Genomic DNA, 25723 nt, shown 5'->3' with positions numbered 1-25723 from the left:
TCTCTGATAGCAGAAACCCTGTGGCAGGCGAACTTCCGACCGGCGGTGTGATCTACGGGATCACGCTCCGGTCGGAGTTCGTCTACCGCTATGTAGGTCTCACGACCAAATCCGTCGCGATTCGGCTGCGGCAACACGTCAAAGTCGCTCGGTCGGGGCGCAAGACGCCGTTCTACGACTGGCTCCGAGTCCACGACGGCGACGACATCGTCGCCGACGAACTCGAGCAGGTAGACGGATTGCAAGAACTCGGGCAAGCGGAGATCCTCTGGATCGAGCTGCTCAGGCGGGAGGGCCATCCGCTGCTCAACCTCTCACAGGGGGGTTTGGGGCCCATGGGCATCGAGTGGACCGCCGAGATGCGGGAAGCTGCTCGGCTTCGCTCGACGGGGCGCAAGGGCGTAAGCAGATTCGCTGAAGAGAATCCGTTCTACGGTCGGAGTCACGACGCTGAACTGCGCGCGAAGTGGTCACAACTCCGGCGGGGACAGAACTTGGGGCCGGACAATCCCAACTACGGGAAGTTCGGTCAAGATCACCCAAGCTTCGGCCATGTCATGTCGGAGCAGGCCCGTAAGACACTTGCCGAGCAGCGACGAGGAGCCGGGAACCCCAACTTCGGGCGTCGGGCGAGCGATGAAACGCGTGCCAAGATGTCGGCCGTCCGCAAGGGGCGGCCAATGCCGTCGAGCAAGCGCAATGCTCACACTCGGCATCACACCAATCGGGGGGTCAAGAAGGACACGTGTCGATACTGCGCTGAAGAGTCGGAATGAGTTCGACCACCGTTGAGGTCATCCTCATCACCGCCCTGGTACTCGGGATCGTCGTCGCGATGTTCGGCGCGATCTACGCCTGGGAGAAGTGGGTCGTCGGCAGTCGGCTGGAGCAGCGCATCGACGACTTCTTCGACCGCGTCAGCGACAAGTTCTTCCGCTAGCGCTCGCGGGCCTGGTCCTCGCGCTGCGCCTTGAGGCGTCGCTCCTCGCGCAGCACGGTCTGATAGCTCTTGCGTTCGGCGATCAGCCACTCGGGCTTCTCCTCGAGCAGCGCATTGATCTGCTCGGTGGTGAGCGCCTCGGTGACGCCGCCGCGCGCGAGACCGGCAATCGAGACGCCCAGCTTCGCCGCGACGAGGTTCTTCGGGTGCGGGCCGTTCTTGCGGAGGTCCTTGAGCCACTGCGGCGGGTCGGCCGCCAGGGCGGCCAGGTCGGAGCGGGTGATCGCGTTCTCCTGGAACTCCGGTGGTGTCGCTGGCAGGTAGACGTCCAGCTTCTTCGCCGCGGTGGCGGGTTTCATGGACTGCGCGTTCGGCCTGCTCATGCGCAGAGCCTATCGGTAGCCTGAGGCCGTGGCCCCGTCCTCGCTCACCGTTGGGTACGTGCCCGGTGTGACGCCTGCGAAGTGGGCCCGGATCTGGGCCGAGCGCCACCCCGGCGTGCCGCTCCGGCTGAGCGCCGTGGACGCGGTCGACGCCGCCGACGCGGTGCGGACCGGATCCCTCGACGTGGCGCTGCTTCGCCCGCCTGCCGATGCGTCTGGGCTGGCCGTCATTCCCCTCTACGAGGAGACGACGGTGGTGGTGGTGCCTGCCGACCACGTCCTAACCGCCGTCGACACCGTCGCCGCCGCAGACCTCGACGACGAGCCGGTCCTGGTCCCACTGGACGACGTGGTCGCCTGGGCCGCCGCCCCCGGTGTGCCGGTCGAGCATCGGCCCGAAACCACCGGCGACGCAACCGAACTCGTTGCCGCGGGCGTCGGCATTCTCGTCGTTCCGCAGTCGTTGGCTCGGCTGCATCACCGCAAGGACCTGGCGTACCGCCCGATCGTCGAGGCGCCCGGGTGTCCGGTAGCGCTCGCCTTCCCCGAGGGGCCGCCGCCGGCGCTGGTCGAGGAGTTCATCGGCATCGTCCGTGGTCGCACCCCGGGTTCGTCGCGCGGGCGGGCGGAGCCACCGCCGAAGCGCACGGCACGGGAGAAGACCCTCGCGAAGCAGGCCGCCCGCGCCGCCGCGGGGAAGCTCGCCCGCAAACCGGGCCCGGCCAAGCGCGGTCGACGCTAGGACCAGGCGCCGATTACCCGGTTTGGCCCGCCCGGGCACGGGTAGCGTGCGGGCATGGAGAAGTTGTCGTTGACGGGACTGGCTGACGAGCAACTCGAGATCGCGCGCAGCGCCCACGCGGGGCGCTCGGCTCACACCATCTACGGCGGACACGACCACGAGTTGCGCCAGACGGTGATCGCGCTGACCAAGGGGAATCGCCTCGACGACCACGAAAGCCCTGGCCAGGCAACGCTGTTGGTGCTCCGCGGACGGGTGCGCGTCGCCATGTCAGCCGATGACGCCGACGCCGTGGAGTGCGCCGAGGGCGACTACCTGTTGCTCCCGCTCGAGCGGCACAACCTCGCCGCTCTCGAGGACTCAGCGGTCCTGCTGACGGTGGTCAAGAAGCTCTGACTCGGCTCAGTCGGCCACCTTGGCGCCCGTGATCGAGTTTCCGCCGTCGATCGCCAACGTGGTGCCCGTGACGTACGAGGCACCCGGCACGGCCAGGAACGCGACGCCCGCGGCCACCTCGGCGGCAGTCGCCGACCTGCCGACCGGGGTGGCGTTGCCCGCGATGACCTCGGACGGCAGCTGGGCGGCCGTGGCGATCCAGCCCGGCACCACCACGTTGGCGGTCACGCCGTCGGCCGCGTAGTCGACCGCAACCGACCGGGTCATCCCCAACATCGCGGCCTTGGCGGTGTGGTAGCCGACGTCCCCGGTATATGCGGTGAGGATGCCTGCCGTCGACGCCACGTTGACGATCCGTCCGTACCCCCGCTCGACCATGCCGGGCAGCGCGGCACGGCTGACGAAGAACGCGCTGTCGACGTTGCGTCGCAGCGCCAGTGCCCACTCGTCGTCGGTCATCACCATCAGGGAGTTCGGGCGTTCTGGGCTGTTGACCGACGCCAGCCCCGCGTTGTTGACGACGATGTCGACCTTGCCGAACGCGGCCTCGGTCGCGGCGACCAGCTCACGAGCTGCGTCGGGATCCATCAGGTCCGCGACGAACGAGTGCGCGGCAATGCCCTCGGCCTGCAGATCGCCAGCCCGCTGCGCCGCGCGATCGGTGGTCCCGGTGACCATCACCGACGCCCCGAACTGGCCCAGGAGTCGGGCTGACGCGAACCCGATCCCCAGGTCGCTGCTCGATCCCGTGACGAGCGCCACCTGGCCGGTCAGATCGAATGCGGCGGGCACCTTTGTGGGCATCGTGTTACGTCCCTTCTGATTTCAGCGTGCCAACCCGTGCTGGGCGGGCCTGTCGGGAGAACACTAGATCGCCACCGGACTCGTTTCTAGGTCGAACGACCAAAACTTGGACGTTCGTACAAACTAGTAACCGCCATGTCACGCCGACGAAATGGACTGCGCCGACACTCGTTGACGTGAGCATGAATCGCATGTCCGGCATCGCATCCCTGGCCGCGACCGTCCTGCTGTTGGCGACCACGGCCTGCTCGGGCTCCAGCAATCAGGCGACCGATGCCGAGGCGTTGACGTCGTCGATCCGGACCCCGATGATGTCCGACCCGCCGCCGCTGGACCCCGACGTGTTCTATCAGCCCGAGGGCCTGCTGATCATGACGTCGGCATACCAGGGCCTGCTGCGCTATGCCCCGGGGACGACCAAGGTGGAGGGCCTGCTCGCCACGAAATGGACTGTCTCACCCGACGGTCTGACGTACACGTTCACGTTGCGCGACGGTGTGAAGTTCTCCGACGGAACGCCGTTCGACTCGGCGGCAGCCAAGGCCAGCTTCCAGCGCCGGATCGACATGGCCGCCGGACCGTCGTACATGCTCGCTGACGTCGCGGGCATGACGACACCAGACCCGAAGACCTTCGTCGTCACGCTCACCAAGCCGGTGGCGCCATTCCTCGACTACCTGGCCTCGCCCTACGGTCCGCTGATGACCAGCCCGGCCGCCATCGCCGAGAACGCCGCCGGGGATGACCGCGCCGCGGCATGGCTGGCATCGCACACCGCGGGCACCGGCCCCTACGAGCTGACCGAGGCGGTCCCGGCCAGTCACTACACGCTCAGCGCCAACGCGAACTACTGGGGCGAGAAACCGCAGATCTCCACCGTCTCGCTGCCGGTCATCCCAGCGACCGCCGTGCAGCGGCTACAACTCGAGAACGGTCAGCTCGACATGATCCTGCACGGGCTGTCCAAGGGCGACTACGAGGGGTTGAGCACCAACCCCAACACCGAGGTGCGGCAGGAGAACGCACTCGTGAAGGCACTGGTGATGGTCAACCCCGACTCGCGCGTCTTCGGGCCGGCCCCGGCCCGGGCGGCGCTAGCCGCGGGCCTCGACCAGACCGCGCTGACCACAGCAGTATTCGGCGATCAGGGGTCCCCGTCCACGCAGTTCTATCCGACCGGGATGCTGCCCGACGGTGCCGTTCCCGACGTCCACGCCTTCGACCCGTCGAAGCTGAAGGCCCTCGGCGCCGCAGGGGGCGACGTCGAGATCGGCTTCCCCACCGGGGACAGCAGCCTGCAGGACCTCGCCAACCAGATGCAGGTGATCCTGCAGCAGGCGGGGCTGACAGCGACCGTCCGCGACTTTCCCCTCGCCCAGTTCTTCGCGCTCGTCGACAACCCCGACCAGCGGCCCGACCTCCTGCTGGCCTCCTTCAATCCCGATGCGGCGCATCCCGATACGTGGTCGCGGATCTATCAATACACGAACGCGCCGGTCAACCTGCAGGGCTGCGCGGTGCCCGCAGCGGACGCGCTGCTCGACGCCGGTAGCGCCGAGCCCGACCCAGCCAGGTCGCAGGCGCTGTATGTCGACGCGGCCAAGGCCTACCGTGACTCGATGTGCTGGGTGAACCTGGGAGACCTCCACAACACGGTCGCCGCCCGGAAGGGCTACTCCAACTGGAGCAGCCAGCCGGCTTGGATGTGGGACACCGACTTCTCCACGGTCACGTATCAGGGGTGAGGTGAGTGGCCACCCAGACGGGGAACACCGCCCGTGGCGTGCAGCGCCGCACCGAGATCATCGACGCCGCGATAGCGGTCATGGCCCAGGTGGGCCTGGCCGGACTTTCGATGCGGGTGGTGGCCAATCAGGCCGGAATCCCACTCGGTGCGCTGAGCTACTACTTCGACGACAAGGCCGACCTGGTCGCGCAAGCCTTTGCGCAGTTGTCGGACCGCGAAATCGAGCGGGTGGTCCGCACCGCCGAGCAGTTGTCCCCGTCGATGTCGGCAGACCAGTTGGCCGACGCGGTGGCCGACATGATCATCGACGGCTTCACGTCACCGCAGGGCGCGATCGTCACGCGCTACGAACTGGTGACCGAGGCCAGCCGGGATGAGCGGCTGCGACCGATGTTCGAAGCGTGGTACGCCGCAATGGTTCCGGCGCTGAGCCGGCTGTTCCGCGATCTCGGCTCCCGGCAGCCGGAACTGGACTCCCGCACCGTGATGGCCGTGACCGCGGGGCTGGAGATCGACAACATCTACCGACCGCTGGGACCGGTGGACAAGCGACGGATCCGCGCCACCATCCGGCACGCATTCCGGGCCCTGATCGCCATGCACGAAACCACCTGAGCGTCAGCTCACCTCACAGAAGGCGGAAGTCAATTGCTGCGCAGCGCATTCGGACCGGACATCACCTTCCTCGGCGTGCCGCGGTGTGACCTCGACGACGTGTCGAGTTACGCCGATGCCGACATCGTCATCCTTGGCGCGCCGCTCGACGGCGGCACGACGTACCGTTCGGGCGCCCGCTTCGGGCCGTCGGCGCTGCGCCAGGCCTGCTACCTGCCGCAGGACGGTTCCCGCCCCAGCCTGGCGCTGCGGGTCGACGGGCTCAAGGACCTGGAGGTGTACGACGCAGGTGACGTGGCGCTCTACAACGGAAACATCGAGCAGGCAGTCGGTTTGATCGAGGAGGAGGTCTACAAGGTCTCCGCCGCCGGTGCGATCCCGATCGTCCTCGGCGGCGACCACACGATCGCCTGGCCCGATCACACCGGGGTGGCCCGTCAGCACGGGTTCGGCAAGGTGTCGATGATCCACTTCGACGCCCATGCCGACACCGGCGACCTCCACTCGGGATCGCTGGTCGGGCACGGTCTGCCGATGCGGCGGCTGATCGAGTCCGGCGCACTGCGCGGTGATCGCTTCCTGCAGCTCGGGCTGCGCGGGTACTGGCCCGACGAGCCGGTGCTGCAGTGGATGGCCGCCCAGGGCCTACGGTCCTACGAGATGACCGAGATCGTGAGCCGCGGGTTGGAGACCTGCCTGACCGAGGCCTTCGCGATCGCCACCGACGACTGCGAGGGCGTGTTCCTGTCGGTCGACATCGACGTGTGCGATCCGGGTCACGCACCGGGCACGGGAACCCCTGAGCCAGGTGGCTTTTCGGCGCGTGAGCTACTCGACGCGGTGCGGAGGATCTGCTACGAGCTGCCCGTCCTGGGCGTCGACGTCGTCGAGGTCGCACCGCCGTATGACCACGCCGACATCACGGCACTGCTCGGCAACCGCGTCGTCCTGGAGGTGATATCGGCCATCGCACGGCGCCGCAAGGACGCCGAACAGGGGACGACCTGGGATCCCAGTCAGCCGCTGCTCGCAGGGCGGGAGGTCGACGAGCAGCTGCGGCTGATCGCCGAAGGCGAGGCGGCGCGCCGACGCGGAGAAGGTGGGGCCCGACCGCACCACCACCACTAGGGCGTCGGCTACTTCGGGGTGTGCTGCGGCCCCTGGGCCTTCTTGTACAACGCCTTGAGCATGCGATCGCGGAACGCGGAGTTGTCGATCAGCTTGACGCCCGCGCCCGCGAGCTTCGGCCTGCCGATCAACTGGTGCATGTAGCGGCCACGCCGGTACTCCCGACCCCACGCCGCCTCCATGCGCTGGGCGTAGTTCGTGAAGTCGTCCGGGCCGCCATTGGTGAGCGCCGCGATCGCGCATTCGCCTGCCGCGAGACCGGATTCGAGCGCCTTGGAAATGCCCGCGCCCGACGCCGGCTTGCCCGCCCCCAGCGAGTCGCCGGTGAACAGCACGCCGGGGCGCCACGGCGGCCACGCCGTGAACCCCATCGGCAGCCGCCACGCGCGCACGCTCTTGTTCTTCTTGAGTTCCTCGATCGGCGGCAGTTCCCAATCCCGCGGCAGCGTGCGCAGGAACTCGCCGAGGAACTGCGTCGCGTTGATCGACTGCCAGTTCTTGTAGCTGTTGACGTAGCCGAGCCCGATGTTGAACACGCCGTTGCCCATCGGGAACACCCAGCCGTACCCGGGCAGCTGGTCACCCTCGAACACCAGCTTGAGGTAGATGTCGAGCGAGTCCGTGTCGGGGCGGTTGGCGTGCATCTCCGAGCGGATCGCGATCGCCGAGTAGCCGTTGTACTCCGAGTCGATCTTGAGCGCCCGCTTGATGGGGGAGTAGGCGCCGTCGGCTGCGATCACCGCGTCGCCGAGGACCTTCTCGCCGCCCTTCAGCACGACGCCGACGACGCGACCATTCGAGTCGACCTCCGGCGCGCTGACCTCCGCGCCCTGGCGCACCTCGGCGCCTGCGGACTCCGCGTGCTTGAGCAGCAGGGTGTCGAGTTCGGTGCGGCTGACCGTGTGGCCGTGGTCGGGCATGCCCGGCCGCCGCGGGAACGACAGCTCCCATGCGCTCGGGCTGAACACCGTGACGCGATTGACCCGGTGGAACGCGGACACCTCGTGGGCCAGGCCCATCTTTTGCAGATAGCTGACGGCGCGCGCGGTGAGGCCGTCACCGCAGGGCTTGTCGCGCGGGAACTGCGCCTTGTCCAGGACGACGACCTTGGCGCCGGTTCGTGCGGCCTGCCACGCGGCGGCCGAACCCGAGGGTCCACCTCCGGCGATCACCAGGTCGTATCGCTGCGTCATGGGCCTCGTCTCACTCGCGGGGGCTGCATCTCGGCGACGATCGTACCCGCGGCGACAGGGCCCGGCGGGCTGAGCGGAACGGCGCGGTAGGGCAGGTCAAGCGGTACCAGCGGGTACAGTAACTTCGTGCGCAGACCGTCGATACCCCGTCCGGGGCCCCAGCCCGGGGCGAAGGTCGACGCGCGCAGCGAACGCTGGCGGGAGCACCGCAAGAAGGTCCGTTCGGAGATCGTCGATGCGGCGTTTCGCGCCATCGACACCCTCGGTCCCGAGGTGAGCCTGCGCGAGATCGCCGAGGAAGCGGGCACCGCCAAACCGAAGATCTACCGCCACTTCACCGACAAGTCGGACCTGTTCCAGGCGATCGGCGAGCGGCTGCGGGACATGCTGTGGGCGGCGATCTTCCCGCACATCGACATCGCCAAGGATCCGGCCCGGGAGGTGATCCGGCGTAGCGTCGAGCAGTACGTCCTGCTGGTCGATCAGCATCCCAACGTGTGCCGATTCCTGATCCAGGGGCGGTTCGCCGAGCAGAGCGAGTCGACGATGCGGGCGCTCAACGAGGGCCGCGAGGTCACGCTGGCGATGGCGAGCATGTTCAGCAACGAACTGCGCGAGATGGAACTCGACAGCGCCGCGATCGAGCTGGCGGCGTACACCACCTACGGTTCGGCGGCGGCCGCCACCGACTGGTGGCTTGGGCCTCAGGTCGACAGCGAGCGCCGGATGCCACGCGAGCAATTCGTCGGGTACATGGCGACGATCATGCTGGGTGCCATCCACGGCACGTGCGAGCTGCTCGGCATCAAGATCGATGCCGAACTGCCGCTGCACGAGGGCGTGCAGCGCCGCGAATCCGTCGCCTGATACCCGGTACCCGGGTTCCCAGGTATTCTGGTCGGCATGACCGTAGCCGCTCAGGCCGACGACACGTCCGTCCGCTCCACCCCCGTCCGCACCCGCGCACTCATCATCGGCACCGGATTCTCCGGGCTGGGCATGGCCATCGCGCTGCAGAAGCAAAACGTCGACTTCCTCATCCTCGAGAAGGCCGATGACATCGGCGGCACCTGGCGCGACAACACCTACCCGGGCTGCGCCTGCGACATCCCGTCGCACATGTACTCCTTCTCCTTCGAGCCCAAGCCGGACTGGCGCCACATGTGGTCGTTGCAGCCCGAGATCTTCGACTACCTCAAGGGCGTCGCCGACAAGTACGGCCTGCGCCGCTACGTCCGGTTCGGCTCCCACGTCGAGCGCGCGCACTGGGACGAGGACGAGTCGGCGTGGCACGTCTTCACCGCTGACGGCGACGAGTACGTCGCACAGTTCCTGATCTCGGGCGCCGGGGCACTGCACATTCCGCTGGTGCCCGAGTTCGCCGGTGTCGACGAGTTCGAGGGGGAGTCCTTCCACTCGGCCCAGTGGAATCACGACGTCGACATCACAGGCAAGCGCGTCGCGGTGATCGGCACCGGCGCCAGCGCGATCCAGCTGGTGCCCGCCATCGTCGATGAGGTGGCCGAGCTGCAGGTCTACCAGCGCACCCCACCGTGGGTGATGCCGCGACCCAACAACGCGCTGCCCGAGTGGATCCGGCGCGTGTTCACCGAGGTTCCGGGCACCAGAGCGCTGACCCGACTCGGCATCTACTGGGCCCACGAGGTGGTGGGCTTCGGCATGACCAAGCAGCCGGCTCTGCTGCGCGTCGGGTCGTGGCTCGGCAAGTGGAACATCCGCCGCAGCGTGAAGGATCGCGAACTGCGCCGCAAGCTCACGCCGGACTACCGCGCGGGCTGCAAGCGCATCCTGAACTCCGACACGTACTACGGCGGCATCGCGAACCCCAAGACCGAGGTGGTCACCGACCGCATCGACCGGTTCACGGCCAACGGGATCGTGACCGCCGACGGGCGCGAGCGCCCGGTGGACGTGGTGGTCTTCGCCACCGGCTTCCACGTGACCGACTCCTACACCTACGTCGACATCAAGGGACCCGGCGGCGAGGACCTGGTGGACCGGTGGAACCGGGAGGGCGTCCAGGCGCACCGCGGCATCGCCGTCGCCGACATGCCCAACCTATTCTTCCTGCTCGGTCCCAACACCGGTCTGGGGCACAACTCGGTGGTGTTCATGATCGAGGCGCAGATCCGCTACGTCGCCCAGGCCATCGCCGCCGTCGACAAGGCCGGCGTCAAGGCGCTGGCGCCCAAGCGCAGCGCACAGGACGAGTTCAACCGGCAGTTGCACGCCGATCTGGACAGGTCGGTGTGGAGCACGGGCGGCTGCAGTAGCTGGTACATGGACGAGCACGGCAGGAACCGCACGCTGTGGGGCGGGATGACCTGGCAGTACTGGCTGGCCACGCGTCGGCTGCGTCGCTCGGAGTTCACGTTCTCCGGACGCTGACGATCGGTTCGCGTCACGACACGCGACCACAAGTGGTTGTGTTCTCCCGCGATGTCGGACCCCAGGGGTAGTGTCGCCTTCAGCTGGCCAAGTCGTCTCGGCGACAACTCTTCTGCAGTGAAATGGGGTTCTGGTGTCCGAAGGAATCAAGCTGGTCGACCGCGTCTCGGCGATCAACTGGAACCGCGTCCCCGACGAGAAGGACGCCGAGGTCTGGGAACGCCTGACCGGTAACTTCTGGTTGCCGGAGAAGGTGCCGGTGTCCAATGACATCCCGTCCTGGGGCACGCTCACCGAGCACGAGAAGCAGCTCACCATGCGGGTCTTCACCGGGCTGACGCTGCTGGACACGATCCAGGGCACCGTCGGTGCCGTGAGCCTGATCCCGGACGCGCTGACCCCGCACGAAGAGGCGGTGTACACCAACATCGCGTTCATGGAGTCGGTGCACGCGAAGAGCTACAGCAACATCTTCTCGACGCTGTGCTCGACGGTCGACATCGACGAGGCGTTCCGCTGGTCGGAGGAGAACCCGAACCTGCAGCGCAAGGCGCAGATCGTGATGGACTTCTACAAGGGCGACGATCCGCTCAAGCGCAAGGTCGCGTCGACCCTGCTCGAGAGTTTCCTGTTCTACTCGGGCTTCTACCTGCCGATGTACTGGAGCAGCCGCGCCAAGTTGACGAACACCGCCGACATGATCCGCCTCATCATCCGCGACGAGGCCGTGCACGGCTACTACATCGGCTACAAGTTCCAGAAGGGCCTCGCCCTCGCCGACGACGCCCGCAAGGCCGAACTCAAGGACTACACCTACGAACTGCTCTTCGAGCTGTACGACAACGAGGTGGAGTACACCCAGGACCTCTACGACGGGGTTGGGCTAACCGAGGACGTCAAGAAGTTCTTGCGCTACAACGCCAACAAGGCGCTGATGAACCTCGGCTACGAGGCGCTGTTCCCCAAGGACGAGACCGACGTGAACCCGGCCATCCTGTCGGCGTTGAGCCCCAATGCCGACGAGAACCACGACTTCTTCTCCGGCTCGGGGTCGAGCTACGTCATCGGCAAGGCCGTCAACACCACTGACGAGGACTGGGACTTCTAGCTCTCCCCGCCGAGCCCTGGAGGCGACGATGGCCGAGTTGAACGACCGCGAACGGGAAGCCCTGGAGTCCTACCGGCGATACGTCGCGCAGCGGGAACTCTGCGTGACGGGGGAGGCGCCGTGGTCGACGATCGGCGCCTGGTTCACCGAGGATGCCGTCTTCGTCGATCCGGCCTGGGGTCGGGTGCAGGGTCGTGACGAGATCACCCGCTACCTCGACCACTCGATGGCCGGCTTCCAGGGCTGGACCTTTCCTGAGGAGTGGACGATGGTCGACGGCGACCGTCTGGTGACGTACTGGTGGAATCGGCTGCCAGGAAGTCGCGCCGACGGATCTCACTATCAGGCGCCGGCGTTCTCGCTGCTCCACCACGCGGGTGACGGGCTCTTCGACTACGAGTTGGACGTGCTGAACATCGCCGAGATCGGCGAGCTGATTGGCGAATCCGCGTGGGTGCCGGGCCCCGGGATGTCGATTCCCGGAGCCCATCCCGATCGGAACATCACCCCACCACGCCTCGCCTCACCCTGACGGCAACGCATCGGCTGCGCGTGACAGCGACAGCGATCTTGACAGTGACTCTCACGCGGGCTTTGAATGAGCCATGGCGATTCGAGTGGTGCAGTGGGCAACGGGCGGGGTCGGCAAGGCGGCCATCGAGGCGGTCCTAGCTCATCCCGACCTCGAACTGGCTGGCGCGTGGGTCCACTCGGAGGCGAAGGACGGCAAGGACGTCGGCGAACTCGTCGGCCTGGACCCGATCGGCATCGCCGCCACCACCAGCGCGGAGGAGATACTCGCCCTCGATGCCGACTGCGTGGTCTACAGCCCACTGCTCCCCAACGAGGACGAGGTGGTGGCGCTCCTCCGGTCCGGCAAGAACGTGGTGACGCCCGTGGGTTGGGTCTACCCCGACCTGGCCAACTGCGGAGCGATCCTCGACGCCTGCGCCGAAGGCCGCAGTACGTTGCACGGCACGGGGATTCACCCCGGCGGCATCACGGAGCGGTTCCCGCTGATGGTGTCGGCGCTCACCGCCGGGGTCACCCACGTGCGCTCGGAGGAGTTCAGTGACATCCGCACCTACAACGCGCCCGACGTCGTGCGGCACATCATGGGATTCGGCGTGACGCCCGAGGAGGCGATGGCGGGCCCGATCGTCGGCCTGCTGGGCGCCGGCTTCAAGGCATCGGTGCGGATGATCGTGACGGAGATGGGATTCGACGTAGATCCCGAATTGGACACGGTGCAGGAGGTCGCGGTCGCCACCCAGCCGATCGATACGCCGGTGGGCGTGATCGAGCCGGGTCAGGTGGCCGCCCGGAAGTTCCATTGGCGGGCGTTGGTGGATGGCACGCCGGTGGTCACCGCGAGCGTCAACTGGTTCATGGGCGAGGAGCACTTCGACCCCGCGTGGAGCTTCGGGCCGAAGGGCGAGCGGTTCGAGATCGAGATCAGCGGTGAGCCCGACGTCTTGGTCACCTTCAAGGGCCTGCAACCCGACACCATCGAGGAGGGGCTGATCCGCAACCCCGGCATCGTCGTCACCGCCAATCATTGCGTCAGCGCGATCCCCTACGTGGTGGCGGCCGAACCCGGCATCAAGACCTACCTCGACCTGCCGCTGCTGGCCGGCCGGGCGGCGCCTCGATTCGGACGGGGCCGCACGTCGTGATCCTCGACGACTTCCGGCTCGACGGCCGCGTCGCGGTCGTCACCGGCGCCGGGCAGGGCATCGGTCGCGGCATCGCGATCGGACTCGCCGAGGCAGGCGCGAGCGTCGTGATCGGAGCGCGCACCGCTGCCGATCTCGACGAGGTGGTCGCTCACGTCGAGGGGGCCGGTGGCACCGCGATGGCCGTCGTGACCGACGTCCTCGTCGACGAGGACCGGCGCCGGCTCGTGGATTCGGCCGTTCGGCAGTACGGCCGCCTCGACGTTCTGATCAACAACGCCGGCGGAACGGGACCGCGGCCCGCGATGGCGACGTCGGAGCGGTTCTTCGACATGGCGATGAAGTTCAACGTCACATCGCCGTTCCTCATGAGCCAGCTCGCCGCGCAGGCGATGGTGGACACCGCGGGCAGCGGGGCCATCGTCAACATCTCCTCGCGCGCGTCGGACATGGTCCTCGGCGCGTTCACCGCCTACGGTGCCGGCAAGGCCGCGCTCAATCAGATGACCCGAAACCTCGCAGCCGAGTTCGCGCCGCTGGTGCGGGTGAACGGGATCATCGTCGGCGGCGTGGCGACCAAGGGACTCGAGGTCGTGCTGACCAACGACGACCTGCGGGCTCAGTTCGAGGCCAACACCCCGATGGGCAGGCCGGGAACGCCGCGCGACATTGCTTGCGCCGCACTCTATCTCGCGTCGCCGGCGTCGTCGTGGGTGACCGGCAAGCTGCTCCACGTCGACGGTGGCTGCGAGCGACCGGCGATGGACGTGCCCGTACCGCGGTTGCGTCCCAGCCACTGACGCCCCGGTCGGCGCAGGACTCAGCGCCGGCGCGCGACCTGGTCGAGGGCCTGCTCGGTGAGCGCGTGCAGGGACTCACTCTGGCCGTAGGTCAGCCACCACTCGTAGGCGTATTCGACGGCGGCGACGGCGCTGCGAACCAGGACGCCGGCCCGCATGTCGGTTGCGATGTCGGCGTCCGACAGGCGCGCCGCGACGGCACCGACGAGTTCGTCGCAGTCCTCGCGGCTCAGTAGGGAGGCGCGGCGCAACTCAGCCGGCGCCGATGCCATTGCGCGCCGCCACAATTCGAGTGTCTCGTCGTCGTCCACGAACTGCGAAGTGCGGGCGAGGATGGCCGCCGCCAGCGAGTCGGCGACGTCCTCATCGAGAGGGCGGGCGTGGAAATTGGCGACGATTCGTGCTCGCCCCCGCTGCGTCGCGCCCAGCAGGAGGTGCTCCTTGCTCGGGACGTGTCGGAAGAACGTACTCGGCGAGATGCCGACCTCCTCGGCGATGGCCTCGGTGGTGACGTTGTCGAAACCCTCTGCGGCGAAGAGGCGTAACGCGGCCTGCTGGATCTCGGCGCGCAGCGCGATGCGTTGCCGCTCGCGCAGTGGCAGCGGGGCGACGCTGGCATCACCCGGGGTCGTGGGCACGCTGATGAGTCTTCTGACCACGAGAGTCTGTGTCAACGTGACACCGGGTCGAACGCGTGGCTCACCGCCCGGGCCAGCGCGGCTCGGCGGCGATCGTGGACCTTGCGCGGTTCCCGCGCCGACGCCGTCACCTGGAGCGACGACGGCGACCAGCTGAGTGCGATCGCGGTCAGCATGGACAGCACGTCCACCGGATCGAGCGACGGGTCGACGTGACCGCTCGCCTGGGCCGCTTCGATGAGTTCGACCTTCTCTGCGTCCCGGCCGTCGGGAAGCAGAGTGCCGGTGGGGTTGCGTTCCAGCCGCATCCACGCGGCGAGCCGGACGAGTGCGGGACGCTTGAGGCAGTTGTCGTACAGCGCCACGGCGTACCCGGGGAGGTCCCGCGCGTCCAGCGGCACCTCGTCGACGAGCCATGCGATGTGGCTCTCGAAGACGGCGTCGAAGAGGCGATCCTTGCTGCCGAAGTATTGGTAGAGCTGCGCCTTGTTCGACTGTGCTGCCGCGACGATCCTGTCCACGCGGGCGCCCGCGATCCCACGTTCGGCGAACTCCGAGGCGGCGGCGTCCATCAGTCGTTGGCGCGTGGCCTCGCCACGAGCGGTCGGTGCCGTCTGCATGCGCCAAGTCTAAACCGACCAGTTGGTCTTCATCGTGGATCGGGGCGTACCGTCAAACAGACTAGTTGGTTTATTTGGATGGAGTGACGATGGCGCGACGAGTACGAGGGCTGGCCGCATCCGCGGCCGACCAGCCGATCGAGGAATGGGAATTCGAGCGACGCGATCTGCGCCCCGACGACGTCGCGGTGCGGATCACCCACTGCGGCGTATGCCATACCGACCTGCACGCCTGGCATGGAGAACCCGCCTACGGCAACGTCTTTCCGCTGGTGCCGGGTCACGAGTTCGTCGGTGAGGTGGCCGAGATCGGGGACGCCGTCAGCGACTTCGCGGTCGGTGACGCCGTCGCGGTCGGCAACATCGTGGACTCGTGCGAGGTGTGCGACATGTGCGTCGGCGGGCACGAGCAGTTCTGCGTCGAGTTCCCGACCCTCACCTACGGCGGTGTCGACCGGCGCGACGGCCGGCCCACCCACGGTGCGTACTCGACGGAGTACGTCGTGACCGAGGGATTCGTCTACCACCTGCCCGAGGGCCTCGATCCGGCCGGCGTGGCACCGCTCATGTGCGCAGGCGTCACGGTGTGGGAACCGCTCGAGCAGTGGGGGATCGGTCCGGGCCTGACGGTTGGTGTCGTCGCACTGGGTGGCCTTGGCCATCTCGCGGTCAAGTTCGCGGTGGCCCTCGGTGCGGAGGTCGACCTGTTCACGACGTCACCGGGCAAGGCCGACGCGGCACGGCGGCTTGGCGCACGTCGGGTGGTCGTGTCCACCGACGAGGAGCAGATGGCCGAGGCGCGGGGCCGCTACGACTTCATCATCGACACCGTGGCCGTCGCCCACGACGTCTCCGGCTACACGATGGCCCTGAAGTTCGGCGGCACGCTATGTCTGGTGGGCGCCCTGGACCCGACGTCGATCAACCCGCTCGCGATGCTCGGGCGCAACCTGACCGTCGCCGGCGGCGGTGGGAGGCCGGCGACTCGGCGAATGCTCGAGTTCTGCGGGAAGCACGGCATCACCGCCGACGTCGAGGTGCTGCCCGCCTCGGCGGTCGGCGACGCCTTCGACCGCCTGGCGCGCAACGACGTCGAGTTCCGCTTCAGCCTGGACATGGCTGGGTTGCGGTAGCGCCCGTAAACGCGAACGCGAACGCGGGCGGGGCTCCGGTGAGGAACCCCGCCCGCGTCGCCGAGTCGGTTAAAGCGTCGAGTTGTCGATCACGAAGCGGTAGCGCACGTCGCTGGCGAGCATGCGCTGGTAGGCCTCGTTCACGTATGACGCCTCGATGACCTCGATCTCCGGGGTCACGTCGTGCTCGGCGCAGAAGTCGAGCATCTCCTGCGTCTCGCGGATGCCGCCGATCAGGGAGCCCGACAGGCTCTTGCGGCCGAAGATCAGCGCACCGGCGGGCACGGGCATCGGGTTCTCCGGCATGCCCAGTTCGACCAGCGTGCCGTCGAGCTTGAGCAGCCCCAGGTAGTCGGCCATGTCCAGGTTCGCCGACACCGTGTTCAGGATCAGGTCGAAGGAGCCGCGAAGCTTCTTGAACGTGTCCGGGTCGCTGGTCGCGTAGTACTCGGACGCGCCGAGCCGCAGGCCGTCCTCCATCTTCTTGAGCGACTGGCTCAGCACGGCGACCTCGGCGCCCATCGCCTTGGCGATCTTCACGCCGAGGTGGCCAAGGCCGCCGAGGCCAATCACTGCGACGCGCTTGCCGGGGCCCGCGCCCCAGTGGTGCAGCGGAGAGTAGGTGGTGATGCCGGCGCACAGCAGCGGAGCCGCCTTGTCCAACTCGATCGAGTCGGGGATGCGCAACACGTAGTTCTCGTCGACGACGATCGAGTCGCTGTAGCCGCCCTGGGTGGGCTGGCCGTCGCGGCCGACGCCGTTGTAGGTGCCGATCATGCCGGGGTTGTTGCAGTACTGCTCCTCGCCGGCCTTGCAGTACTCGCACTCACGGCAGGAGTCGACGAAGCAGCCCACGCCGACGCGGTCGCCGACTGCGTACTTCGTCACGTCGGAGCCGACCTCGGTGACGATGCCCGCAATCTCGTGGCCGGGGACCATCGGGTACTTCACCTTGCCCCACTCGCCGCTGACGGTGTGCAGGTCCGAGTGGCAGATGCCTGCGAATTTGATGTCGATGGACACGTCGTTCGCGCCGACGTCGCGGCGGTCGATGGTGGTCTTGCTCAGCGGTGCGTCCGCGCCCCAGGCGGCGGTCGCAGCGTATGCGTTAACGGTTGTGGTCATGTCTCCAAGTGCCTCTTCGTTTCGTCTGGCAAACATTACTTCGCTGTGACGTTTAGCGAAGGTAATGAATATGGGCGCAGCATCGAGCCCCTCCGGCCGGTCCAACGGCCCACGTCCCGGGTTTAATCCCGGATCACCATGATCGCGCGTTTTGCCAGGTCTCGCGCGTCAGAGACCCGGCGCACGCTTCCCGGCGTTGAAGCCGACCCGCTCGTAGTCGACGAGTCCCGCGAGTTGATAGGGGTCGTTCGCGATCAGGTCGTCGGCCTCCTCGGCGGTGATGTCGCCGGTGACCAGCACGCCACCGGCGCCCGACTCCTGCCTGCCGGCCAGGATCAGGCGGCCTGACGCGATCTCACCGTCGATCCACTCGAGGTGGGCCGGTCGCGTCTGATCGACGACGTCGAGGGGTTGCACATAGGTCAGGGTGAGGACGTGGAACACGCGATCACCCTATCGGCCCCACGCCGAGGCGACCGAATACCTGTCACATGACAGACACACCCGTCTCCCGTTGTTAACGAAGTCCGGGCGATCGGTTACACGCGGGCAACCACCGGCGCTGCCGTGAGGCGAAAACTATCAAGCGACAGAAATAGTCGAACCGGGAGTGTGGTGTGACCAGCGACCTGACCACCGTCGTGGGTACGGCGACGACCGCCGGCGCGAAGGCGCACGCCCGCGCCCAGCACGGACGCACGGTGGACGAGATGCGCCACGTGCCCGCCACGGACAGCACCACGGTGCCCGCCGACGTTCCGGCCGACCGCCTGGTGTGGTCGGAAACCGTTGCCTCGGGCGGCTATTCGACGGCCGTGCTGGCGCGCGGCACCCGCATCCGCCTGGCCGACCCCCTCGGCGACGCATGCGTGCACCTGCTCCTGCATCGCGCCGACGCGCCCCACGAGCGGCTCAACATCGCCGACACCGTCAAGGTCCCGTGGCAGGCCTACCCGTCGACGGGGCATCCGCTGCTCAGCGGCTTCGGTCGCGTTCTGGCGACGATCGTCGCCGACACCTCCACCGCGCACGACGCCCTCGCGGGCACCAGCACCCGAGAGGGCAACCTGGCCCGCTACGGTGCCTGCGCACCGGAATCCCCATCGCCTGCCGGGCGAGAGCTGCTCCTCCTCGGCGCGCTCAAACACGGCCTCTCGCAACGTGATCTGCCTCCCTCGCTGTCGTTCTTCAAGGGCGTGCGCGTCGACGTCGACGGGAGCCTGCGCTGGACCGGTTCCGCCGGGCCGGGCACGGCCGTCGACCTGCTGCTGCACGTCGACGCGATCGTGCTGCTGGCCAACACGGCTCATCCGCTGGACCCACGGCCGCAATTCACGTGCTCACCGCTACGGGTGCACGCCTGGTCGGCCGACGACGACCTCGGCCGCCTCGCCGAACTGGTGGGCCCGCTCGGCCCGGAACACGTTCAGGCACTGGCCAACACCGACGCAGACCTGACCGCACGGGGTGTCCTGTGACCGCGCCCGCCCTCGTGCCCGGCACCGTGGTGCTCGACCAGACAGTCCCAGCGCGGGCGTCCTGGTCGGCGGTGGTGAACGCCGGCGACGTGCTCACGATCGTCGACCTCGCAGGCAACCAGGCCGTGGACTGTCTGCTGTATGCCGCGGCCGACACGTCGGTGCGCTACTCCGCGCAGGAGACCATCAGCAGGCAGGGCCGTATCGCGCTGACGACCGGGTCGGTACTGCGGGCCGACACCGGTACGGCACTGATGACGGTGGTCGACGACGAGGTCGGCGTGCACGACACCCTCGGCGGAGCGTGCTCGAAGGAGTCCAACACGCTGCGCTACGGCCAGCACACCCGCGCCCAGCACGGCTGCATGGAGAACTTCCTGCTCGAAGGCGCCCGGTACGGCCTCGGGGCGCGCGACCTGGCGAGCAACATCAACTGGTTCATGAACGTCCCGGTCGACCCGGACGGTGCACTGGGCATCGTCGACGGACTGTCGGGTCCCGGCAAGCGCGTCGCGCTGCGAGCCGACGTCGACACCCTCGTGCTCGTGTCGAACTGTCCGCAGATCAACAACCCCTGCAACGCATTCGACCCGACACCGGTGCGGATGATCGTCACCCGGCCGGGGGCAGCGTGAACGGCACTGTGCTCGTCGCCAACCGTGGCGAGATCGCCGTCCGTCTGGTGCGCGCAGCCCAGCTGCTCGGCCTGCGCACCGTGGCGGTGTTCTCCGACGCCGATCGCGGCTCGCCCCACGTCCTGCTCGCCGACCACGCCGTGCGACTGGGCCCCGCCGCGCCGAGCGAGAGCTACCTGCGTGCCGATGCGATCGTCGAAGCTGCGGTGGCATCCGGCGCCGACATGATCCATCCGGGATACGGATTCCTCTCCGAGGACGCCGACTTCGCGGAGGCGGTCGAAGACGCCGGCCTGACGTTCGTCGGACCGACACCACACCAGCTGCGCGTGTTCGGCACCAAGCACACCGCCCGTGCCGCGGCGATGGCGGCAGGCGTGCCGGTCTTCGCCGGCTCGGACCTGCTCGACAGCTCCGCCGACGCGGTCACCGCAGCCGACACCATCGGCTACCCGGTGATGCTCAAGGCGACCGGCGGTGGAGGCGGCATCGGCATGCAGGTGTGCCGCAGTGCCGCCGAGCTGCGCGCCGCCTTCGACCGCGTCACCCGCCTGGCCGAGCGCAGCTTCGGGTCCGCGGGCGTGTTCGTCGAACGCTTCGTGGAGCGTGCCCGCCACGTCGAGGTGCAGATCTTCGGCGACGGGTCGGGGCGGGTGGTGTCCCTCGGCGACCGCGACTGCTCGCTGCAACGCCGCAACCAGAAGGTGATCGAGGAGGCCCCTGCGCCGGGCCTGCCGGATGACGTTCGGGCACGACTGCATTCGTCGTCGCGCGCGCTGGCCGCGTCGGTCGCCTACCGGTCGGCGGGGACCGTGGAGTTCGTCTACGACGCCGAGCGCCGGGAGGCGTCCTTCCTCGAGGTCAACGCGCGGCTGCAGGTGGAGCACCCGGTGACCGAGGCGGTCACGGGAATCGATCTGGCCGGCTGGATGTTCCGCCTCGCGCGCGGTGAGCGCGGCCTGCTCGACGCGCACCCCGACGGCGAGGTGCCCGTGCGTGGCCACGCCGTGGAGGCACGCGTCTACGCCGAGGACCCGGCGCGTGACTACCGGCCGAGCACTGGCACGCTCACCGCCGTCGCGTTCCCCGCTGACGACCGGGCCCGCGTCGACACCTGGGTCGACGACGGCACCGAGATCTCTGCGTTCTACGACCCGCTGCTCGCGAAGGTGATCACGACGGGCGCCGACCGCGACGAGGCGCTCGACGCGCTGGGCGCCGCACTCGACGACACCGTCCTGCACGGCATCGAGGTCAACGTCGGGATGCTGCGCGCCTCGGTCGACCGCGCCGAAGTGCGCGCGGCCACGCACAGCACCGCGACGCTCGCCGAGGTCACCGATCCGAGGCCGCGGATCACCGTCGACCGCCCCGGGCTGATGACGACGGTGCAGGACCTCCCCGGCCGGATCGGCATGTGGGACGTCGGCGTACCGCCCAGCGGTCCGATGGACGACCTGTCGTTCCGGCTCGGCAACCAGGCACTCGGAAACCACGACGGCGCCCCGGGTCTGGAGTGCACTGCCTCGGGACCGCTGCTGCGCGTCACGCACCCGACCACGTTCTGCGTTACGGGCGCCGAGTGCACGGTCAGGGTGAACGACGTGGTCGTTCCGATGTGGGAGCCCGTCGAGGTGCCCGCCGGGGGAGTGCTCGAAGTGGGGGCAGCCGAGACGACGGGCCTGCGAACCTACGTGCTCGTCGACGGCGGATTCGACGTGCCTGCCTACCTCGGCAGCGCGTCGACGTTCACCCTCGGTCGCTTCGGCGGCCACGGGGGCAGGCAACTCGTGGTCGGCGACGTCCTGCGCGCAGCACCGTCCGCCGGAACACGACGGTCCGCGGTCGACACCGCACACCGGCCAGCGATGGCGCCGGAATGGGAACTCGCAGTCACCGAAGGACCGCACGGCGCCCCGGAGTTCTTCACCCGCAGCGACATCGAGACGCTCTACGGCGCCCCCTACCGCGTGCACTTCAACTCGGCGCGCACCGGCGTCCGCCTCGAGGGGCCGCGCCCCGAATGGGCCCGCCCCGACGGCGGCGAGGCCGGGCTGCACCCCTCGAACATCCACGACACCGCGTACTCGGTGGGCGCCCTGGACTTCACCGGCGACACGCCGATCCTGCTCGGGCCCGACGGCCCCAGCCTCGGCGGCTTCACGTGCCCGGTGACGGTGGTCTCCGCCGACCGGTGGAAGCTCGGCCAGTTGCGTCCCGGTGACACGGTGCGATTCGTCCCGATCCGGGTGGCCGACGCCGCCCCGGTCGGGGACGTCGAAAGACGCGGTAGCGCAACGGTACTCCAGGCACGCGGCGGTGACGGCGACGACGGCGTGCTGGCCCGGCGGGCCGGTGACCGCGCGCCTGCGGTCACCTACCGACGCAACGGTGACGACAACGTGCTGATCGAGTACGGCGACATGGTGCTCGACCTCGCGTTGCGGGCCCGGGTGCACGCGCTGCACCAGTGTCTGCGCACGGCGATGTCCGACGGGACGGTCAGCGGCATCCGCGACCTCACGCCCGGGATCCGGTCGCTGCAGGTGCACGTCGACCCCGACCGGCTGCCGATCGAGAAGCTGCTCGGGCTGCTCGTCGAACTCGAGGACGAGCTGCCCGCCACCTCGGAACTCGTCGTGCCGAGCCGGTCGGTCCGGCTGCCGCTGTCGTGGGACGACCCGGCCACCCGGGAGGCCATCGCCCGCTACACCTCCGGCGTGCGCGACGACGCGCCGTGGTGCCCCTCGAACATCGAGTTCATCCGACGGGTCAACGGTTTGGCGTCCCAGGCCGACGTGATGGACGTGGTGTTCGCCGCGGAGTACCTGACCCTTGGCCTCGGCGACGTCTACCTCGGCGCTCCCGTGGCGACCCCGCTCGACCCGCGGCACCGCCTCGTCACCACCAAGTACAACCCGGCCAGGACCTGGACGGCAGAGAACTCCGTCGGCATCGGTGGGGCCTACCTGTGCATCTACGGCATGGAGGGTCCCGGTGGCTACCAGTTCGTCGGACGCACCACGCAGGTGTGGAGCCGCTACCGCCACACCGCGCCGTTCGAACCCGGCACCCCGTGGCTCTTGCGATTCTTCGACCGCATCTCCTGGTACCCCGTGGCGGCCGACGAATTGCTCGACCTGCGCGCCGATCTCGCCGCCGGTCGAGGGTCGGTCGACATCACCGATGGCACGTTCTCACTGGCCGAGCACGAACGGTTCCTCGCCGACAACGCCGACTCGATAGCCCGGTTCCGCGCTCGGCAGGGTGCGGCATTCGGGGCCGAGCGTGCCGCCTGGGCTGCGGCCGGTGAATTCGACCGCGCGGAACGGGCGCAGTCGCGAGCCGTCCCACTGACCTCGGACCTGGTGCTCGCCGACGGCGAGCAACGGGTGGACGCACCGTTCGCGTCGAGCGTGTGGAAGGTCGACGTCGAAGTCGGCGACCACGTCACGACCGGACAGCCGCTACTCGCACTGGAGGCGATGAAGATGGAGACGGTTCTGACCGCACCGGCCGACGGGACGGTGACGCGAGTGCTGGTGGCCGCGGGCAATCAGGTTGACCCCGGTGCGCCCCTGCTCGTGGTCGGCCCGGCCGAACCCGACGTCACGGACATCCCCGCATGACGGCCGCCGACCGGGTCCGCGCGACGTACGCGGCGATCGAGGCCGCCGACCGGCCCGAGATCTGGATCTTCCTGCGTCCGATGGCCGATGCGCTCGCCGACGCCGCCGCGGTCGACGCCGCGGTCGCGGCCGGGGAAGACCTGCCGTTGGCGGGAACGACTGCGGCCGTCAAGAACAACGTCGACGTCGCCGATCTGCCCACCACCGCGGGCTGCCCCACCTACGCGTCGGCGCCCGCCGCCACCGATGCGCCCGTCGTCGCGCGCCTGCGCCGCGCCGGCGCGGTCGTCGTCGGCGCCACCAACCTCGACCAGTTCGCCACCGGCCTGGTGGGGACGCGCAGCCCGCACGGGGCCGTACGCGACTCGCGCAGGCCCGACCGCATTTCCGGCGGATCCAGTTCGGGATCCGCGGTCGCGGTGGCGCTGGGTCTGGTGGACATCGCGATCGGTACCGACACGGCGGGATCGGGCAGGGTGCCCGCGGCGCTGCAGGGCATCGTCGGCATCAAGCCCACCCTGGGTGTGGTGCCGACCAACGGCGTCGTGCCTGCGTGCCGCTCCTATGACTGCGTGACGGTGTTCGCGCGCGACCTCGACACGGCCGACGTGGCAATGGGGGTGATGGCAGGGGGACCCGGCGCTCGACCGTTCCCGCCCGACGCGCCGCTGGCCGCTCCCCGGACACCGGTGGTGGCCGTCCCGCGGGAGCTGCCTGGACTGTCGGACTCCTGGCGGGCGGCATTCGACGAGGCGAGCGAACGGCTCGCGAAAGCCGGTGCGACACTGCGGGAGATCGACCTCGTCCCGTTCCTCGAGGCCGCGAGACTGCTGTACGACGGTGGCCTGGTCGCCGAACGACACGAAGCAGTCGGTGAGTTCGTCGACGCGCACCGTGCCGAGGTGGACCCGATCGTCGGCTCGATCGTCGCTGCCGCCGGCTCGGTGCCGGCCACCACGCTGCTGCGCGACCGCGTCCGCTTGCACGACCTGACGACCCTGGCATTGGACGAGCTCGGCGACTGCGATGCGCTGCTCGTCCCGACGACCACCGAACATCCGACGATCGCCGAGGTCGCCGCAAATCCGATCGCCGTGAACTCCCGGCTCGGCACCTACACCAACTTCTGCAACCTCATGGACATGTGCGCGGTCGCGGTGCCATCGGGCACCGCCGGCGACGATCAGTTCGGGGTCACGGTGGTGGCGCGGGCCGGAGCCGACGCCGTCGCGCTGGACGTCGCGCGGCTGCTCACCGGTTCCGGCGAGCCGACCCGCGCGCCGTGGCCAACGTGCGCAGGGCTTTCCGCTACACCGCTGATGGTGGTGGGCGCTCATCTGCGCGGTCAGCCCCTGGCGTGGCAGCTGACCGACCGCGGGGCCCGCTGGCTCGGGCTCGCGCAGACGGCACCGCTGTACCGCTTCGCGCGGCTGGACACCACACCGCCCAAGCCGGGTCTGATGCGGGTGGGGGCCGAGGACGGCACGTCGATCGGCGGCGAGCTGTGGCTGGTCGGAACGGCCATGCTGGGGGAGTTCCTCGCCGCCCTGCCGGCGCCGATGGCGCTGGGCAGCGTCACACTCGCCGACGGCACCGAGGTGGTCGGGTTCGGCTGCGCGCTCGACGCATGGCGCGACGGTGCCGACATCTCGCACTTCGGCGACTGGCCGAGCTATCTGCGCTACGCCGACGCCGCCCCGTCCCGGGCGTAGCGCTCGACCTCGCGCAGGCTGCGCTGCCGCACCGCGGGCGTCGCCTCGTCCGGGATGCCCAGCACCCGCAGGCAGGCGTCGGCCACGTGGATGGGCAGTGCGGAGCGTTCGGGGCCCTCGGGCACCGTCCACATGTTCACCAGTGACTCGACGAGCCGGAACGGGAGATCCGCGGCGGCCTGGTGCACACCGGTCTGGTCCACGACCGCGCTGCTGAGCGCCAGGTAGTGCAACCGCAACCGCTCACGGTCGGACCAGAACGGCTCCAGCCGGGCGTCGCGCAGTTCCGGAAGCAGGTACAGCGCACCGAGATTCCACTGACCCGACAGCAGCTGGTCACCGTCGAAGGCCGCCAGCGCGTGCAGATGCTCTGCCGCCGACAGCGCGGGTTCGGCGCCGAGCAGGTTCGGGATGAACGACAGCGTGGGAGCCACGGTCTGGCCCAGCAGCGCGCACAGGATGTCGTCCTTGGTCTTGAAGTAGTGATACAGCGAGGCCTGCCGGATCCCGACCGACTCGGCGATCGACCTCGTCGACGTGCCCGTGTAGCCCAGCGTGGTGAACAATTCGCCTGCGGCATCGAGGATTTCGTCACGGGCGGTGGTGCCCGGACGTCTCTGGTCGTGCAGTCGGGGACGTCCGGCCCGGGTGAGCGGCATGCACCCATCGTGGACCATCGAGACCCAGATGCGGTAGTCCTCCCGTTTCTGTCACACGACAGAAACGCGCGATACGCATCGGTTACGCGAGCCGTCATTTGGTTACGCCAGCGACACCCACCGGCGCTGCGGCACCGGAAAACTGTCAACTGA

General features: G+C 68.7%; 26 protein-coding genes. 18 read left to right on the top strand and 8 right to left on the bottom strand.

Annotated features, from left to right (window positions below; translation table 11 throughout):
• Positions 1–20: 20 nt before the first annotated feature.
• Together LOK44_RS30025 and LOK44_RS27060 are read left to right on the top strand one after the other, a co-directional pair.
• Entirely contained in the window at positions 21–776 is a 756-nt protein-coding gene (locus LOK44_RS30025) for an NUMOD3 domain-containing DNA-binding protein (protein WP_237573164.1), read from the top strand.
• Positions 773–940 (top strand): hypothetical protein, encoded by a 168-nt coding sequence (locus LOK44_RS27060; RefSeq protein WP_237573163.1) that lies wholly within the window; start codon positions 773–775, stop codon positions 938–940. The genes LOK44_RS30025 and LOK44_RS27060 overlap by 4 nt, the downstream gene beginning before the upstream one ends.
• Here LOK44_RS27060 and LOK44_RS27055 read toward each other — a convergent pair.
• The gene (locus LOK44_RS27055; protein ID WP_237573162.1) at positions 937–1323 is read right to left on the bottom strand and encodes a DUF5997 family protein; all 387 of its coding nucleotides are present in this window, start codon (positions 1321–1323) and stop codon (positions 937–939) included. The genes LOK44_RS27060 and LOK44_RS27055 overlap by 4 nt on opposite strands.
• Before the next feature lie 28 nt (positions 1324–1351).
• On the opposite strand from LOK44_RS27055, the gene LOK44_RS27050 reads away from it, so the two are divergent.
• Positions 1352–2065, top strand: coding sequence for a LysR family substrate-binding domain-containing protein (locus LOK44_RS27050; RefSeq protein ID WP_237573161.1), 714 nt, complete (start codon positions 1352–1354; stop codon positions 2063–2065).
• Positions 2066–2119: 54 nt separating this feature from the next.
• Positions 2120–2461, top strand: a complete 342-nt coding sequence (locus LOK44_RS27045; RefSeq protein WP_237573160.1) for a cupin domain-containing protein — start codon at positions 2120–2122, stop codon at positions 2459–2461.
• A 6-nt stretch (positions 2462–2467) separates the two neighbouring features.
• Here LOK44_RS27045 and LOK44_RS27040 read toward each other — a convergent pair whose 3' ends face one another.
• Positions 2468–3265, bottom strand: a complete 798-nt coding sequence (locus tag LOK44_RS27040) for an SDR family NAD(P)-dependent oxidoreductase (RefSeq protein WP_237573159.1) — start codon at positions 3263–3265, stop codon at positions 2468–2470.
• 182 nt (positions 3266–3447) lie between these two features.
• Here LOK44_RS27040 and LOK44_RS27035 point away from each other — a divergent pair, with 182 nt between their 5' ends.
• The 3 genes from LOK44_RS27035 to speB are packed head-to-tail and all read left to right on the top strand — an operon-like array spanning position 3448 to position 6755.
• Entirely contained in the window at positions 3448–5010 is a 1563-nt protein-coding gene (locus LOK44_RS27035; protein ID WP_237573197.1) for an ABC transporter substrate-binding protein, read from the top strand.
• Positions 5011–5015: 5 nt separating this feature from the next.
• Positions 5016–5627 (top strand): TetR/AcrR family transcriptional regulator, encoded by a 612-nt coding sequence (locus LOK44_RS30020; protein WP_237573158.1) that lies wholly within the window; start codon positions 5016–5018, stop codon positions 5625–5627.
• 33 nt (positions 5628–5660) lie between these two features.
• Entirely contained in the window at positions 5661–6755 is a 1095-nt protein-coding gene (gene speB, locus LOK44_RS27025; protein ID WP_237573157.1) for an agmatinase, read from the top strand.
• A gap of 8 nt (positions 6756–6763) precedes the next feature.
• On the opposite strand, the gene LOK44_RS27020 is transcribed toward speB, so the two are convergent.
• A complete protein-coding gene (locus tag LOK44_RS27020; protein WP_237573156.1) occupies positions 6764–7948 on the bottom strand; it encodes a geranylgeranyl reductase family protein in 1185 nt (394 codons plus the stop codon).
• A gap of 126 nt (positions 7949–8074) precedes the next feature.
• Here LOK44_RS27020 and LOK44_RS27015 point away from each other — a divergent pair, with 126 nt between their 5' ends.
• From LOK44_RS27015 to LOK44_RS26990, 6 genes are all read left to right on the top strand, one after another.
• Positions 8075–8815 carry a TetR/AcrR family transcriptional regulator gene (locus tag LOK44_RS27015; protein ID WP_237573155.1) on the top strand — a complete coding sequence of 247 codons (741 nt, stop codon included), beginning with the start codon at positions 8075–8077 and terminating at the stop codon, positions 8813–8815.
• A gap of 36 nt (positions 8816–8851) precedes the next feature.
• Positions 8852–10357 (top strand): flavin-containing monooxygenase, encoded by a 1506-nt coding sequence (locus tag LOK44_RS27010; protein WP_237573154.1) that lies wholly within the window; start codon positions 8852–8854, stop codon positions 10355–10357.
• A 145-nt stretch (positions 10358–10502) separates the two neighbouring features.
• Complete coding sequence (gene nrdF, locus LOK44_RS27005; protein ID WP_372481329.1) at positions 10503–11465, top strand: class 1b ribonucleoside-diphosphate reductase subunit beta; 963 nt, start codon at positions 10503–10505, stop codon at positions 11463–11465.
• A 28-nt stretch (positions 11466–11493) separates the two neighbouring features.
• Positions 11494–11997 (top strand): nuclear transport factor 2 family protein, encoded by a 504-nt coding sequence (locus tag LOK44_RS27000; protein ID WP_237573152.1) that lies wholly within the window; start codon positions 11494–11496, stop codon positions 11995–11997.
• 73 nt (positions 11998–12070) lie between these two features.
• The gene (locus LOK44_RS26995) at positions 12071–13141 is read left to right on the top strand and encodes an NAD(P)H-dependent amine dehydrogenase family protein (RefSeq protein WP_237573151.1); all 1071 of its coding nucleotides are present in this window, start codon (positions 12071–12073) and stop codon (positions 13139–13141) included.
• Entirely contained in the window at positions 13138–13941 is an 804-nt protein-coding gene (locus tag LOK44_RS26990) for a glucose 1-dehydrogenase (protein ID WP_237573150.1), read from the top strand. The genes LOK44_RS26995 and LOK44_RS26990 overlap by 4 nt, the downstream gene beginning before the upstream one ends.
• A gap of 20 nt (positions 13942–13961) precedes the next feature.
• Here the strand turns inward: LOK44_RS26990 and LOK44_RS26985 are convergent, their stop codons facing one another.
• Both LOK44_RS26985 and LOK44_RS26980 read right to left on the bottom strand, forming a co-directional pair.
• Positions 13962–14579, bottom strand: coding sequence for a TetR family transcriptional regulator (locus LOK44_RS26985; protein ID WP_237573149.1), 618 nt, complete (start codon positions 14577–14579; stop codon positions 13962–13964).
• Between the two features lie 32 nt (positions 14580–14611).
• The gene (locus LOK44_RS26980; RefSeq protein ID WP_237573148.1) at positions 14612–15199 is read right to left on the bottom strand and encodes a TetR family transcriptional regulator; all 588 of its coding nucleotides are present in this window, start codon (positions 15197–15199) and stop codon (positions 14612–14614) included.
• A gap of 89 nt (positions 15200–15288) precedes the next feature.
• On the opposite strand from LOK44_RS26980, the gene LOK44_RS26975 reads away from it, so the two are divergent.
• On the top strand, positions 15289–16332 hold the full coding sequence (locus LOK44_RS26975; RefSeq protein ID WP_237573147.1) for an NAD(P)-dependent alcohol dehydrogenase: 1044 nt from the start codon (positions 15289–15291) through the stop codon (positions 16330–16332).
• A 69-nt stretch (positions 16333–16401) separates the two neighbouring features.
• On the opposite strand, the gene LOK44_RS26970 is transcribed toward LOK44_RS26975, so the two are convergent.
• Both LOK44_RS26970 and LOK44_RS26965 read right to left on the bottom strand, forming a co-directional pair.
• Positions 16402–17457: an NAD(P)-dependent alcohol dehydrogenase gene (locus LOK44_RS26970; protein ID WP_237573146.1), complete on the bottom strand. Its 1056-nt coding sequence runs from the start codon at positions 17455–17457 to the stop codon at positions 16402–16404.
• Positions 17458–17625: 168 nt separating this feature from the next.
• Entirely contained in the window at positions 17626–17901 is a 276-nt protein-coding gene (locus LOK44_RS26965; RefSeq protein ID WP_237573145.1) for a YciI family protein, read from the bottom strand.
• Between the two features lie 173 nt (positions 17902–18074).
• On the opposite strand from LOK44_RS26965, the gene LOK44_RS26960 reads away from it, so the two are divergent.
• Genes LOK44_RS26960 through atzF form a run of 4 tightly spaced genes read left to right on the top strand, consistent with a single transcriptional unit; the run spans position 18075 to position 24911 of the window.
• Positions 18075–18935 (top strand): urea amidolyase associated protein UAAP1, encoded by an 861-nt coding sequence (locus LOK44_RS26960; RefSeq protein WP_237573144.1) that lies wholly within the window; start codon positions 18075–18077, stop codon positions 18933–18935.
• Complete coding sequence (locus LOK44_RS26955) at positions 18932–19570, top strand: urea amidolyase associated protein UAAP2 (protein ID WP_237573143.1); 639 nt, start codon at positions 18932–18934, stop codon at positions 19568–19570. Before LOK44_RS26960 ends, LOK44_RS26955 begins: the two co-directional genes overlap by 4 nt.
• Positions 19567–23199 (top strand): urea carboxylase, encoded by a 3633-nt coding sequence (gene uca, locus LOK44_RS26950; RefSeq protein ID WP_237573142.1) that lies wholly within the window; start codon positions 19567–19569, stop codon positions 23197–23199. The genes LOK44_RS26955 and uca overlap by 4 nt, the downstream gene beginning before the upstream one ends.
• A complete protein-coding gene (gene atzF / locus LOK44_RS26945) occupies positions 23196–24911 on the top strand; it encodes an allophanate hydrolase (RefSeq protein ID WP_237573141.1) in 1716 nt (571 codons plus the stop codon). The genes uca and atzF overlap by 4 nt, the downstream gene beginning before the upstream one ends.
• Here atzF and LOK44_RS26940 read toward each other — a convergent pair.
• Positions 24881–25570 carry a TetR/AcrR family transcriptional regulator gene (locus LOK44_RS26940; protein WP_163918313.1) on the bottom strand — a complete coding sequence of 230 codons (690 nt, stop codon included), beginning with the start codon at positions 25568–25570 and terminating at the stop codon, positions 24881–24883. The two genes, atzF and LOK44_RS26940, sit on opposite strands and share 31 nt — an antisense overlap.
• Positions 25571–25723: the final 153 nt, after the last annotated feature.

Origin of the sequence: Mycolicibacterium lacusdiani (genome assembly GCF_021916785.1) — a bacterium.
Taxonomy (GTDB): Bacteria; Actinomycetota; Actinomycetes; order Mycobacteriales; family Mycobacteriaceae; genus Mycobacterium; species Mycobacterium lacusdiani.
The sequence above is the reverse complement of the archived record's forward strand: the minus strand, read 5'-3'. Positions and strand labels throughout refer to the sequence as shown.